Here is a 12,617-nt window from a genome sequence, read left to right as displayed (position 1 = left end):
ATGCCATGTTCTACTGGCTGCTGAAATTCGTGCTGCTGGGACCATTCCTCCGCTTTTACAACCGGCCCGAGGTCGAGGGCGTCGAGCACATCCCGGCCGACGGCCCCTGCATCATGGCGGGCAACCACCTCTCCATCGCGGATTGGATCTTCGCCCCGCTGTCCAGCCCCCGCCGGATCAACTACCTGGCCAAGGCGGAGTACTTCACCACCCCCGGAGTCAAGGGCAGGTTGAAGAAGATGTTCTTCAGCGGCACCGGCCAATACCCGATCGACCGCAGCGGCGCCGACGCCGCCGAGGACGCGCTGAACGCCGCCCGCGCGCTGCTCGACCAGGGCAAGCTCGTCGGGCTCTACCCGGAGGGCACCCGCTCCCCCGACGGCAGGCTCTACAAGGGCAAGACCGGCCTGGCCCGGCTCGCGCTGGAGACCGGCGTCCCGGTGATCCCGGTCGCGGTGATCGGCACCGACAAGATCAGCCCGCAGGGCGGTTTCCGCTGGCGGCGGCACCGGGTGACGGTCAAGTTCGGTGCCCCGATCGACTTCTCGCGCTACGAGGGGATGTCCGGCAACCGCTTCGTCGAGCGCGCCGTCACCGACGAGGTCATGTACGAGCTCATGCGGCTCAGCGGCCAGGAGTACGTCGACGTCTACGCCGCGAGCCTGAAGCGGGGCGTGCCCAACGGCCCCCGCCCCAGCCCGGCCGCCGACGCCGCGCGCATCCCGGACACCGCCGCGGGCTGAAGAGCGCGGCGGCGCCGGCCGTAAGCGCTTGGTAAGGCGTTCTCGAGCCCGGGCAAGCAGACTGTCCGTCATGTTCAAGAAGTTGCTTGCGGCCGTCGGAGTCGGCGGCGCCGAGGTCGAGACCGAGCTGTTCACCCCCGGCGTGCAGCCGGGCGGCGTCATCGAGGGCGTCATCCGGGTGCGCGGCGGCCAGGTGCCGCAGCGCATCGACCGGATCGCGGTCGAGCTGGTCACCCGGGTCGAGCACGAGTACGAGGACGGGGAGACGCACCGCGACACCGGCTTCGGCGCGCACGACGTCTTCCACGGCTTCGATCTGGCCCCCGGCGCCTTCCACGAGTTCCGGTTCGGCGCGCGGGCGCACCTGGAGACCCCGATCACCTTCTTCGACGGTCAGCCGCTGCCGGGCACCGTGGTCGCGCTGCGCACCGTGCTCGCCGTGAGCGGCGCGGTGGACGCCACCGACAGCGACCCGATCGGCGTCGGCGCGCTGCCCGCCCAGCACATCCTGCTCGACGCCGTGCGGCGCTGGGGTTTCCCGCTGCGCAGCGCCGACGTCGAGCACGGCCGGCTGCACAACACCCCGCAGCAGCTCCCGTTCTTCCAGGAGATCGAGTTCGGCCCCTCGCACCGGTTCCCCCGGCTGAACCAGCTGGAGGTCAGCTTCGTGCCCGCCGAGCACGGCATGAGCGTCGTGTTCGAGGCGGACAAGCGCGGCGGGCTCTTCACCGAGGGCCGCGACGCCTACGACAACCTCTGGGTCGAGTACGCGAACCTGCCGCACGTCGACTGGGCGGGTGAGGTCGGGCACCGGATCGAGCGGCTCGCCGGGCACTAGCGCCCGCCGTTGGCTCGAAAGGTCAACCGGCACCGGCAGACCCGGGCCGCCACCGGTTCCGCACGGATCTCCGGCATGTGACATCATGTCGCGCGGATCACGGACAGGGAATGCGGTATGGATTTCGGCTGGTTGCAGATCGCCGTCGTCGCGGCGGCGGTCGCGGCTCGATTGCTGGCCGGTGGCCGGCTGCACGACGTAACGGTGACGACGTACGGGGTACCGCTGGTGCTCCTCCTCGGCCCGCTGGCGCTCGCGGGCCAGCACGCCCCGGTGCTCGCGCACCCGGTGCTCATCGCCGCCGACGCCTGCGTCCTGGCGGCCGCCCTGCTCTTCCCCGACTTCGGCGAGGCGGGGCGCTACCAGATCCCGCTGCTCATGGTGCTGCGCGGCGAGCCCGCGCTCGCCGCGGGCAACCGGATCGCCCCCGCCTTCCTCGCCGTCGGCGCCCTCGCCCTCACCGCCTACCTCATCCTGCTCGCCGCGCTCTGGATCGTGATCGCCCTCAGCTGACGCGCCGCGGAGCGGAATCGGGCGTTCCGGTCGGCGGGAAAGCACCGCGGAGCAGGCGGTAGGGGGCGCGCGAGCGGGCGGGCTGTGGTTGACTTTCGTGCCATGAGCACGTCGCACTTCGCCGCCGCCACCGAAGAATATCTGCCCCGCGATACCGCCGATGTGGTTCGCACCGTGCGGGATTCACGAGGGCGCGCGGCCCGGCTGCAGGTGCACGGCGGGGAGCCGGTCGAGGACGGGCTGGATCTGCCGGATCAGCGCGCCGTCGTCTCCATGCGGCGGATGAACCAGGTGCTCGACATCAACCTGGGCAGGCGGACGGTGCGGGTGCAGGCGGGGGCGAAGCTCTCCGACATCGACCGCAGGCTCGGCGCGCACGGCCTCGGGCTGCCGATCGTCGGCGACCACCGCGACATCACCGCGGGCGGCTTCGCCTCGGTGGGCGGGGTGAGCACCGCCTCGCACCGGCACGGGCTGTTCATCGACCAGATCACCGACCTGGAGTATGTGGACCCGGACGGCCGGATCGGCACCTGCGGCCGCGGCCACCACACCGAGCGGTTCCGCCGGATCCTGGGCGGCGGCGGCCGGGCGGGCATCATCACCGCGCTCACCCTCGACGTGGTCGAGGTGGACAAGGACCACACCTGGCTCACCACCGACGCAGACCGCTTCCTCGACTTCGACTCCTTCGTCGAGCACGCGCACGCGGAGATCAGCAGCCCGGGCGAGTCGGTGCTGCAGGTGGGGCGCTGGGTCGACACCGCGCGGCTCAAGGTCTCCCGCCCGGTCGGCACCGGGCACGTGCAGCTCGGCACCGTGCGCTTCGGTCAGTGGTCGAGCCTGCACCACACCACCCCGACCCGCTCGCTGCGCGCGCGGCGAGACCTCGGCACCCGCACCCGCAAGTCGCTCGGCGCGATCGCCTCGGCCGCGAGCGGCAAGGCGGGCGCCCCGGTGCGCAACGCCGCCGCGGGCGCGCTCATGTTCGCGCCGAAGGTGCTCACGCTGCGCGACGCCGAGTACCTGGCCGACACCGTGATCAGCTCCGCGGAGCGCGGCCCCGCCTACCGGGTCGGCGTCTTCGCCCCGCTGGCCAACTACGCCTCGGTCTTCTACCGGCTGCACGACCTCTTCGCCGGGCTGCGCGAGGAGACCGGCTGCTTCACCGTCATCTCCGCCATGACGTACGGGGTCCGCTCGGACTATCTGCGGGCCGAAACGGCGCGCAGGGACCTCCCGGGTACCGACCACGGCCTGATCGCCTTCACGGCCCGGCTGCGGCCGTCGGCGCTCCCCTCCGAGCAGCTGCGCGCCCTCGTCGCCGAGATCGACGAGATCTGCCGCTCGGAGAACGCGCTGCGGTACGAGTCCACCCAGTAGCCCCCGGACAGACGAGAGCGCCCCACCGGTTCTCCGGTGGGGCGCTCGTCGTCGCGTGGGTCGGTGGGTCAGTGCTTCTCGGGGCCGATGTGGTACTCGAAGACCAGCCCGGCCGCGGCGACCAGGATCAGCACGACGCCGGTGCCGATCAGCCAGAACTGGAAGAAGGCCAGCCCGAGGGCGGTCACCGCGCCCGCGCCGGCGAGCAGGATCGGCCACGGGCTGTTCGGCGAGAAGAAGCCGAGGTCGCCCGCGCCGTCCACGATCTCGGCGTCGTCGTAGTCCTCGGGCCGCAGGTCGAGCCTGCGGGCCACGAAGCGGAAGTAGGTGCCGATGATCAGCGAGAGGCCCGCGGTCAGCACCATGGCGGTGAGGCCCGCCCACTCGATCCCGGTGCGGGACTGGGATGTGAAGAAGCCGTAGACGGCGCCGACGATGATGAAGAACACCGTGAGCAGCTCGAAGATGCGCGCTTCGATCCTCATGTCAGATCAACCCTCACTTGCTCTCGGCCGCGACCGCGGTCTTCGTCGTGCGCTCGGTGTCGAACGGCCGGGTGGAGGTGGCCACCGGCGACTCGCCGATGGACTCCAGCGCCTCGGCGTTGGTCCGGCCCTGCTGCCGCGCCTCGAGGTACCGGGTGAACTTCTCCGGCGAGACGGCGCGCACCTCGAAGTTCATCATCGAGTGGAAGGTGCCGCACATCTCCGCGCAGCGGCCGACGAAGGCGCCCTCCTTCTCGATCTCGGTGATCTGGAAGACGTTGTCGGAGTGGTTCTCCTTGGGGTTCGGCATGACGTCCCGCTTGAACAGGAACTCCGGCACCCAGAAGGCGTGGATGACGTCGGCGGCGACGAGCTGGAACTCGATCACCTTGCCGGTCGGCAGCACGAGCACCGGAACCTCGGTGCTGGAGCCGACCGTCTCGACCTTGTCGTAGTGCAGGTAGGAGAGGATGTCGTTGGCGGGCTTGCCGTGCATCGGGCCGGGCTGCGGGTGGCCGTGCTCCTCGTCGACCCGCTCCTTGTACGCCTCAAGCTGCTCCTGCGCCTGGCCCTCGCGCACGGTGTCGATGCCGTCGTAGCGGAAGCCGTCCTTGAAGTCGACGTTCCGGTAGCCGAACTTCCAGTTCCACTGGAAGGCGGTGACGTCGACCGTGACGTCCGGGTCCGGCACCTTCTCGTGCACGTAGTTCTGCACCACGACGGTGAAGTAGAAGAGCACCGCGATGATGACGAACGGGATCGCCGTGTAGGTGAGCTCCAGCGGCACGTTGTACCCGGTCTGCCTGGGGAACTCCGGGGAGTCCGGCTTCTTCCGGTGGAACACGACGGTCCAGAAGGTCAGCCCCCAGACCAGCACGCCCATCGCCAGCGCGGCGATGACCGACCAGGTCCACAGCTCGCGCATCCGCTCGGCCTGCGGGGTGACCCCGGACGGCCAGCCGAAGCGCAGCCAAACATTGTCGATCGAGCAGCCGGAGACGAGCAGGGCGGTCATCCCGAGGGACACCACCAGCCCGGCCCGGCGAAGGACGCGGCTCCGCCGACCCCCGACGGGTCGTGCCCCGATCTCTTCGCTCGCCTTGTGCGCCACGCTCACGCCTTCCTGGTCGCCACACATCCCGACTGATTCAGGGCACCTGAAAATGTCCTGAGTACTACGCAGCGTAGACCAAACCGGCGCCCCGGTCGCCGCCGGGTCGGCTTCGACACGCACGACCGGGAGGTTCCCGCGGGGGCACTCCGCACGCCGCGCCGCCGGGGCGGGTGCGGCATACTCGGGCAGAACATTTCGACTTCCCCGGGGAGCAGCCCCGGCCGACCGAATCGAGGGTGCCGACACCGTGTGTGGACTGCTCGGCTTTCTGACTTCCGACGTGGCGGCACCGGAGACCGTGGAGCGGGTGTACGACGCCCTGCACTGCGTCCGCCATCGCGGACCCGACGAGCGCGGCACCTGGCACGACGACCACGTCATCTTCGGCTTCAACCGGCTGTCGATCATCGACATCGAGCACTCGCACCAGCCGCTGCGCTGGGGTCCGGCCGACAACCGCGAGCGCTACGCGCTGACCTTCAACGGCGAGATCTACAACTACCTCGAGCTGCGGGAAGAGCTGGCCGCCGCGCACGGCGCGGAGTTCGGCGACGAGCCGATCTTCCGCACCGAGGGTGACAGCGAGGCCATCGCCGCGGCCTTCCACTACTGGGGCCCGGAGGCGGTGCGCAGGCTGCGCGGCATGTTCGCCTTCGCGATCTGGGACACCGAGACCGGCGAGCTCTTCCTGGCCCGCGACCCGTTCGGCATCAAACCGCTCTTCCTCGCCACCGGCCCCGGCGGCACCGCCTTCGGCAGCGAGAAGAAGAGCCTGCTCGAGCTGCTGCCCGCGCTCGGCCTGACCGACCGGCTCGACCCGCGCGCGCTGGAGCACTACACCGTGCTGCAGTACGTGCCGGAGCCGGAGACGCTGCACGCCGACATCCGGCGGCTGGAGTCCGGCAGCTACGCCACCGTCCGCCCGGGCGCGGCGCCCGAGGTCACCCGCTACTTCGAGCCGCGTTTCCCGGTGCGGCCGTTCACCGGCAACCCGCAGGACCGCTACCGCGAGATCGCGGCGGCGCTGGAGGACTCGGTCGCCAAGCACATGCGCGCCGACGTGACCGTCGGGTCGTTCCTCTCCGGCGGCATCGACTCCACCGCGATCGCCGCGCTCGCCATGCGGCACAACCCCGGGCTGATCACCTTCACCACCGGGTTCGAGCGCGAGGGGTACTCCGAGGTCGACGTGGCCGCGGAGAGCGCGGCGGCGATCGGCGCGCGGCACATCGTCAAGGTGGTCTCGCCCGCCGAGTTCGCCGCGGCCATCCCGGAGATCGTCTGGTACCTGGACGACCCGGTGGCCGACCCGGCGCTGGTGCCGCTGTACTTCGTCGCCAAGGAGGCGCGCAAGCACGTCAAGGTGGTGCTCTCCGGCGAGGGCGCGGACGAGCTCTTCGGCGGCTACACGATCTACCGCGAGCCGCTCTCGCTGAAGCCGTTCGAGCGGCTGCCGCGCGGGCTGCGCAGGCTGGCCGGGCGGCTCTCCGAGCGGATCCCCGACGGCACCCGCGGCAAGAGCCTGCTGCACCGCGGCTCGCTCACCCTGGAGGAGCGGTACTACGGCAACGCGCGCAGCTTCAGCGACGCGCAGCTGCGCTCGGTGCTGCGCGAGTTCCGGCCGGAGTGGACGCACCGCGACGTCACCGCCCCGATCTACGACCGCTCCCGCGGCTGGGACCCGGTCACCCGCATGCAGCACCTCGACCTCTTCACCTGGCTGCGCGGCGACATCCTGGTCAAGGCCGACAAGATGACCATGGCGAACTCGCTGGAGCTGCGCGTTCCCTTCCTCGACACCGAGGTGCTGAAGGCGGCCGAGGGGCTGCCCTACGAGCAGAAGATCAGCCCCGACACCACCAAGTACGCGCTGCGCCAGGCGCTGGAGGGGATCGTCCCCCCGCACGTGCTGCACCGCGCCAAGCTCGGCTTCCCGGTCCCGCTGCGGCACTGGCTGCGCGGCACCGAGCTGCACGACTGGGCGCGCGCCCAGATCGCCGACTCGCAGACCGACCACCTGCTGGACAAGGCCGCCGTCTCGCGGATGCTCGCCGAGCACCGCGAGGGGCGCTCGGACCACAGCCGCAGGCTCTGGACGCTGCTCGTCTTCATGGTGTGGCACGGGGTCTTCGTCGAGCAGCGGATCAAGCCCGAGATCCAGGAGCCGACCTACCCGGTCTCGCTCTGAGTCCTCAGGTCGACCACGCTGCCAGGAGCTCGGCCGGCCCGTAGGCCGCGTCGAGCCCCCCGCAGTCGATCCCGCCGCGCGAAACGGCCAGCACCGGCACCGGTTCGGCGGTGAGTGCCGCGCGGTGCCGGTGCAGCGCCGCGACCGCGTTCGATCTCGGCCATCGCGGGCCCGAGTAGTTTCAGCCAGAACCGCAGGTAGGGATCGGCGACGCGGTAGCGGCGGTCCTTCGACGGCCACGTCGCCACCGGCAACTCCGCCGCGACCACCCGCTTGTCCGTGAGGACCGCCAGCGACCGCTGCAGCGAGGCCGCGCTGATTCCACCCGCCGCACGGGCGATGTTCGAGAACGTCCGCTCACCGCTTCCGATCGCGGACAGCACCGTGCGGGCCTGCGCCTGCTGCGGAAATTCCGCCGCGAGCAACCGCTCGGCCGAGACCAGCAGCGCCGACACCGGGTCGGCGAGCGCGTCCGCCAGAAACTCCCACACGCCCGCGCCACGCGGCCACTCCGCGCAGACGAGCGGCAGTCCACCGGTGATCAGAGCCGCGTCGAAAGCCGCGTGCGGTTCGAGATCGAGCATCTCGCCGACCTCGGCGGGGTCGAGCGGGCCGAGCACCATCTCGCGCCCGCGCTGATGGAACGGGCGGCCGTAGCTGTTCAGCGCCTCCATCATCGACAGGTCGGACCCGATGAGAATCAGCAGCACCGGCTTCGTCTCCAGCACCCGATCCCAGGCCCGCTGGAGCATGCCCTCGAAGTTCCCCTCCGCGTCCATCAGGTAGGGCACTTCGTCCAGGACAACCACGCTCGCCCGGTCCGATGGGAGGGTGGCGCCGAGGATGTCGAATGCGGCGTCCCAGCTGGACGGGCGAGCCGCCGCCAGGAGATCGGCCGAGGGCAGGGAGGACGCCTGCGCGTCGCGACCGAGCCGCTTCAGGTCTACCTCCGGCGACGCACCGGTGGCCGCGTAGAAGAGGAAGGGCACCTCGGCTCGTTCCGCGAAAATCTCCACCAACCGCGATTTACCGACTCGGCGGCACCCCCTGAGCAGTACGCACCGCCCCGGCCGCGACCCGGCGACCCCGGCCACCACCTTGGACAGCTCACGATCGAGCAGCTTCAGTTCACCAGTGGGCCGCAATTACTAACGCAGTGGCGAAGTCGGTGGGGTTCAGAGCACTCGCTCGATGTCGGCGGCGGCTTCGGGCCCGTACGCCTTGGTGAGCCGCTCGACGGCATCGACCTTGTCCAGCGCCCACTCCTGGGTACCCATGGTCTCCAGCACGAGCACCGCGACGAGCGAGCCGAGCTGGGCGGAGCGCTCGAGGCCGAGCCCGGCGGAGTGCCCGGTGAGGAATCCGGCGCGGAAGGCATCGCCGACGCCGGTCGGCTCGACCTTGGTGTTCTCCGGCACGACGCCGACCTCGATGGACGTGCCGTCCCGGTCGACGACGAGGACGCCGTCACCGCCGAGCGTCGTCACCCGGATGCCGACGCGAGCGGCGACCTCCTCCTCGGTGAGCCCGGTCTTCTGCAGCAGCAGCGCCCACTCGTACCGGTTGGTGAAGAGATAGTCGGCGCCGTCGATCAACTGCACCGCCTGGTCCCCGTCGAGCCGCGCGAGCTGTTGCGAAGGGTCGGCTGCGAACCGAATCCCCAGTTCGCGGCACTCGGCGGTGTGCCGCAGCATCGCCTCCGGATCGTTGGCGCCGACCAGCACCAGGTCGAAGTCGTGGCGCTCGGCCAGCTCGCCGATCCCGATGTCGCGGGATTCGCTCATCGCGCCGGGGTAGAAGGAGGCGATCTGCGCCATGTCGTCGTCGGTGGTGCAGACGAAGCGGGCGGTGTGCGCGGAGTCGGAGATCCGGACCGCGGAGCAGTCGACCCCGCTCGCCTCCAGCTTGCCCCGGTAGGACTCGCCGAAGTCGGCGCCGACCGCGCCGACCAGCAGCGGATTGCCGCCGAGCTGGCCGATGGCGTAGGCGATGGCGTAGGCGATGTTGCCCGCGACACCGCCCCGCCGGATCTGCAGATCGTCCACGAGGAAGCTCAGGGAGACGTGCTCCAGCTGATCGGCGAGGAGCGCGTCCGCGAACCGACCGGGGAAACGCATGAGGTGGTCGGTCGCGATGGACGCGGAGACAGCGATGGTCACGAGGCGGAGTCCTTCGACGGTAGGCGGCCTGCGTGAGCGGCACGCGACGGCGTTGGGCCGGGACTCGGAGTCCCGGCCCAACCGTATCAATCGATCGTCAGTTGAAGGAGTCGCCGCAGGCGCAGGAGCCGGTGGCGTTCGGGTTGTCGATGGTGAAGCCCTGCTTCTCGATGGTGTCGACGAAGTCGATCGAGGCGCCCTCGACGTACGGCGCGCTCATCCGGTCCACCGCGAGCGCGACGCCGGCGAACTCGACGGTGAGATCGCCGTCCAGATTGCGGTCGTCGAAGAAGAGCTGGTAACGCAGGCCCGCGCAGCCACCCGGCTGCACCGCGATCCGCAGCGCGAGATCGTCGCGGCCCTCCTGGTCCAGCAGCGCCTTCGCCTTGGCGGCGGCAGCGTCGGTCAGCTTCACGCCGTGGGTGGCGGTTGCGGTCTCGTTCTGCACAGTCATGGACTCTCCTAGGGACAGCTGTGGTCGCCCGCGAGCGATGCACGCCGAATCGTGCCGGTCGGGCAGGTTCAACGCCACTCGTCGGGCCGCTATTCCATCTTGCCACCCGCGGGCACCTCCGTGCCGCCCGGGACCGGAGTATCGCGTGATCCGCGTCATCGAATAGCCTGGTCGGGTGAAGTTGTTCCGTCGCGGCGAGTCCGATACCACCGACGCGACCGCCGTCACCACGGCGGACGCGAGCGAAGGCGCCGTCCCGGCGGCGGCCACCGCCACCGCGGGCAAGGGCCGCCCCACCCCCCGGCGCCGGGATGCCGAGGCCCGCAAGCGCGGCCCGGTCGCCCCCGCCCCGATGACCTCCAAGGAAGCGCGCGCCCGGCGCAGGGCGAACCGCGGCGACCGGGCCGACCGGAAGGTGGCCGCCGCCGAGCGCCGCGCCGCCGCCCAGGACCGCCGTGAGCGCATGCTGGCAGGCGAGGACAAGTACCTGCTGCCGCGCGACCGCGGCCCGGTGCGCGCGCACGTGCGCGACATCGTCGACGCCAGGCGCAACCTGGTCGGGCTGTTCATGCCGATGGCGCTGGTGCTGATCCTCTCCATGTTCGCCGCGCCCGGGCTGCAGACCATCGTCACGCTGGCGATGCTGGTGATGATGGCATTCATGATCGCGGAGGGCGTCTTCCTCGGCCGGATCATCAACAACCGGGTCCGCGAGCGCTACCCGGACACCACCGACACCGGCTTCAAACTCGGCTGGTACGCCTTCGTGCGCGCCTCGCAGATCCGCAAGATGCGCGCGCCCAAGCCGCGGCTCACCCCGGGCGACCCGGTCTGATCCACCCGTTCACGAGAACAGCCCGCCGGTGCTACCGGCGGGCTGTTCTGTTTCGGGGGCGGGATCACCGGTGATGACCCACCCGGGTGGAGAGCGCCGCCAGGTCGGCGCGGAACCGTTCGGCGTCCCGATCCTGGACGGCGCCGGAGCCGGCCCGGGCGGGGCCGGCGGCGACGAGCGCTCCGAGGAGCAGGACGACTGCGAGGGCGAGCAGGAAACCAATCATGGCAGTAATTGTTCGCCCGTTGATATCCCGCCGAAAGTGGCAGCTCTGACATTGTTCGTAAAGATCCAGCCAGCTACCCTGATGCCATGCTGCAGAAGATCGCCGTCGTGCTCGCGCAGAACATGGCCATGTTCGAGTTCGGCGTGGTCTGCGAGGTCTTCGGGCTCGACCGCACCGAGCAGGGGCTGCCCGGCTTCGACTTCCGGGTCTGCGGCGCCGAGCCGGGGCAGCCGCTGCGCTCCTCGACGCCCGGCGTCACCGTCACCCCGGAGTACGGCCTCGACCAGCTGGCCGGAGCCGATCTCGTCGCCGTCCCCGCCTTCCCGGTGACCGCGCTCGACGACGGCCTCGATCCCAGGCTGGTCGACGCGGTGCGCGGCGCCGCCGACGCGGGCGCCATCGTGCTCACCGTCTGCTCCGGCGCCTTCCTCGCGGGCGAGGCCGGGCTGCTCGACGGCCGCAAGTGCACCACGCACTGGCGCTACGTCGACGATCTCGCCGCGCGCTACCCGGCCGCGACGGTCGACCCGGACGTGCTCTTCGTCGACGAGGGCAACCTGGTCACCAGCGCGGGCACCGCGGCCGGGATCGACGCCTGCCTGCACCTGGTGCGCCGGGAGATCGGCAGCGCCGCCGCGAACGGCGTCGCCAGGCGGATGGTGGTCCCCCCGCAGCGCGACGGCGGGCAGCGGCAGTTCATCGAGCGCCCGATCGCCGAGTGCACCTCGGACAGCCTGAGCGCCACCCTGACCTGGATGAGCGAGCACCTGGAGCACCAGCACACCGTGGAGGAGCTGGCCGCCCGCGCCCGCATGTCGACCCGGACCTTCGCGCGCCGCTTCGCCGCCGAGACCGGAACGACCCCGGTGAAGTGGCTCACCACCCAGCGCGTGCTCTACGCCAAGCACCTGCTGGAGGAGTCCGGCGACGGGCTGGAGCGGATCGCCGGGCTGGCCGGGTTCGGCTCGGCGGCGCTGCTGCGGCACCACTTCCAGCGGCAGGTCGGGATCGCGCCCACCGAGTACCGGCGCCGGTTCGGCGCCGAGCCCCGGTAGCCTGCGCGGCATGGGTGACTCCCCCGGCGGGCCGCGCACGCTGGTGCTCGGCGGCGCGCGCTCCGGCAAGTCCGCGCACGCCGAGCGGCTGGCGGGCGACGGCCCGGTGCGCTACCTCGCGACCGCCGTCCCCGACCCCGCGGACCGCGATTTCGCCGAGCGGATCGCCGGGCACCGGGCCCGCAGGCCCGCGGCGTGGGAGGTGCTGGAGAGCGCCGACCCGGCCGCCGTCCTCGCCGCGCCCGCCGCTGCTCCCCCGGCGACCCTGGTGGACGACATCGGCACCTGGCTGACCGCCAGGATCGACGCGCTGGATGCCTGGGAGGCGCCGCGCGGCACCGTCGCCCCGGCGGCCGACGCCCTGGTCGCGGCGGTCGACGGCTACCGGCACCGGCTGGTGCTCGTCAGCCCGGAGGTCGGGCTCGGGGTGATCCCGGCGACCCGCTCCGGCCGGCTCTTCCGGGACGAGATCGGCGCCCTGAACCAGCGCCTGGCCCAGGTCTGCGACGAGGTGGTGCTGGTGGTGGCCGGGATTCCGATGCGGGTGAAATAGCCACCGCCCGCATCGGACACTATGGAGCGGCAGCGCGCGGCCACCGGCCCCGCGCCGGAAGCACGCGGAAA

14 protein-coding genes are annotated in these 12,617 nt (G+C 71.2%); 8 read left to right on the top strand and 6 right to left on the bottom strand.

What is annotated here, in order from left to right:
* Window positions 1-5: 5 nt before the first annotated feature.
* From LTT61_RS26355 to LTT61_RS26340, 4 genes are all read left to right on the top strand, one after another.
* Entirely contained in the window at window positions 6-743 is a 738-nt protein-coding gene (locus LTT61_RS26355) for a lysophospholipid acyltransferase family protein (protein ID WP_233016713.1), read from the top strand.
* A 70-nt stretch (window positions 744-813) separates the two neighbouring features.
* Entirely contained in the window at window positions 814-1,581 is a 768-nt protein-coding gene (locus tag LTT61_RS26350; protein WP_233016712.1) for a sporulation protein, read from the top strand.
* A 117-nt stretch (window positions 1,582-1,698) separates the two neighbouring features.
* A complete protein-coding gene (locus tag LTT61_RS26345) occupies window positions 1,699-2,094 on the top strand; it encodes a hypothetical protein (protein ID WP_233016711.1) in 396 nt (131 codons plus the stop codon).
* 102 nt (window positions 2,095-2,196) lie between these two features.
* Window positions 2,197-3,477, top strand: a complete 1,281-nt coding sequence (locus tag LTT61_RS26340; RefSeq protein ID WP_233016710.1) for an FAD-binding oxidoreductase — start codon at window positions 2,197-2,199, stop codon at window positions 3,475-3,477.
* Between the two features lie 68 nt (window positions 3,478-3,545).
* Here LTT61_RS26340 and LTT61_RS26335 read toward each other — a convergent pair whose 3' ends face one another.
* Both LTT61_RS26335 and LTT61_RS26330 read right to left on the bottom strand, forming a co-directional pair.
* Window positions 3,546-3,962 carry a cytochrome c oxidase subunit 4 gene (locus tag LTT61_RS26335; protein WP_233016709.1) on the bottom strand — a complete coding sequence of 139 codons (417 nt, stop codon included), beginning with the start codon at window positions 3,960-3,962 and terminating at the stop codon, window positions 3,546-3,548.
* A gap of 13 nt (window positions 3,963-3,975) precedes the next feature.
* Complete coding sequence (locus LTT61_RS26330; RefSeq protein WP_233016708.1) at window positions 3,976-4,977, bottom strand: cytochrome c oxidase subunit II; 1,002 nt, start codon at window positions 4,975-4,977, stop codon at window positions 3,976-3,978.
* Between the two features lie 346 nt (window positions 4,978-5,323).
* Between LTT61_RS26330 and asnB the strand changes: the two genes are divergently transcribed.
* A complete protein-coding gene (asnB, locus tag LTT61_RS26325) occupies window positions 5,324-7,264 on the top strand; it encodes an asparagine synthase (glutamine-hydrolyzing) (RefSeq protein WP_233016707.1) in 1,941 nt (646 codons plus the stop codon).
* Here asnB and LTT61_RS26320 read toward each other — a convergent pair.
* The 3 genes from LTT61_RS26320 to LTT61_RS26310 form a co-directional block, all read right to left on the bottom strand.
* On the bottom strand, window positions 7,246-8,280 hold the full coding sequence (locus tag LTT61_RS26320; protein ID WP_233016706.1) for an AAA family ATPase: 1,035 nt from the start codon (window positions 8,278-8,280) through the stop codon (window positions 7,246-7,248). The two genes, asnB and LTT61_RS26320, sit on opposite strands and share 19 nt — an antisense overlap.
* 159 nt (window positions 8,281-8,439) lie before the next feature.
* Window positions 8,440-9,423, bottom strand: coding sequence for a carbohydrate kinase family protein (locus LTT61_RS26315; protein ID WP_233016705.1), 984 nt, complete (start codon window positions 9,421-9,423; stop codon window positions 8,440-8,442).
* A 97-nt stretch (window positions 9,424-9,520) separates the two neighbouring features.
* Window positions 9,521-9,877, bottom strand: a complete 357-nt coding sequence (locus tag LTT61_RS26310; RefSeq protein WP_233016704.1) for a HesB/IscA family protein — start codon at window positions 9,875-9,877, stop codon at window positions 9,521-9,523.
* Between the two features lie 175 nt (window positions 9,878-10,052).
* Between LTT61_RS26310 and LTT61_RS26305 the strand changes: the two genes are divergently transcribed.
* The gene (locus LTT61_RS26305; protein WP_233016703.1) at window positions 10,053-10,712 is read left to right on the top strand and encodes a DUF3043 domain-containing protein; all 660 of its coding nucleotides are present in this window, start codon (window positions 10,053-10,055) and stop codon (window positions 10,710-10,712) included.
* Between the two features lie 64 nt (window positions 10,713-10,776).
* Here the strand turns inward: LTT61_RS26305 and LTT61_RS26300 are convergent, their stop codons facing one another.
* On the bottom strand, window positions 10,777-10,938 hold the full coding sequence (locus tag LTT61_RS26300; protein WP_233016702.1) for a hypothetical protein: 162 nt from the start codon (window positions 10,936-10,938) through the stop codon (window positions 10,777-10,779).
* 86 nt (window positions 10,939-11,024) lie between these two features.
* Here LTT61_RS26300 and LTT61_RS26295 point away from each other — a divergent pair, with 86 nt between their 5' ends.
* The gene (locus LTT61_RS26295; protein ID WP_233016701.1) at window positions 11,025-11,993 is read left to right on the top strand and encodes a helix-turn-helix domain-containing protein; all 969 of its coding nucleotides are present in this window, start codon (window positions 11,025-11,027) and stop codon (window positions 11,991-11,993) included.
* Window positions 11,994-12,003: 10 nt separating this feature from the next.
* Window positions 12,004-12,546: a bifunctional adenosylcobinamide kinase/adenosylcobinamide-phosphate guanylyltransferase gene (locus LTT61_RS26290; RefSeq protein ID WP_233016700.1), complete on the top strand. Its 543-nt coding sequence runs from the start codon at window positions 12,004-12,006 to the stop codon at window positions 12,544-12,546.
* Window positions 12,547-12,617 lie beyond the last annotated feature (71 nt).

Source organism: Nocardia asteroides, assembly GCF_021183625.1.
Taxonomy (GTDB): domain Bacteria; phylum Actinomycetota; class Actinomycetes; order Mycobacteriales; family Mycobacteriaceae; genus Nocardia; species Nocardia asteroides_A.
The sequence above is the reverse complement of the archived record's forward strand: the minus strand, read 5'-3'. Positions and strand labels throughout refer to the sequence as shown.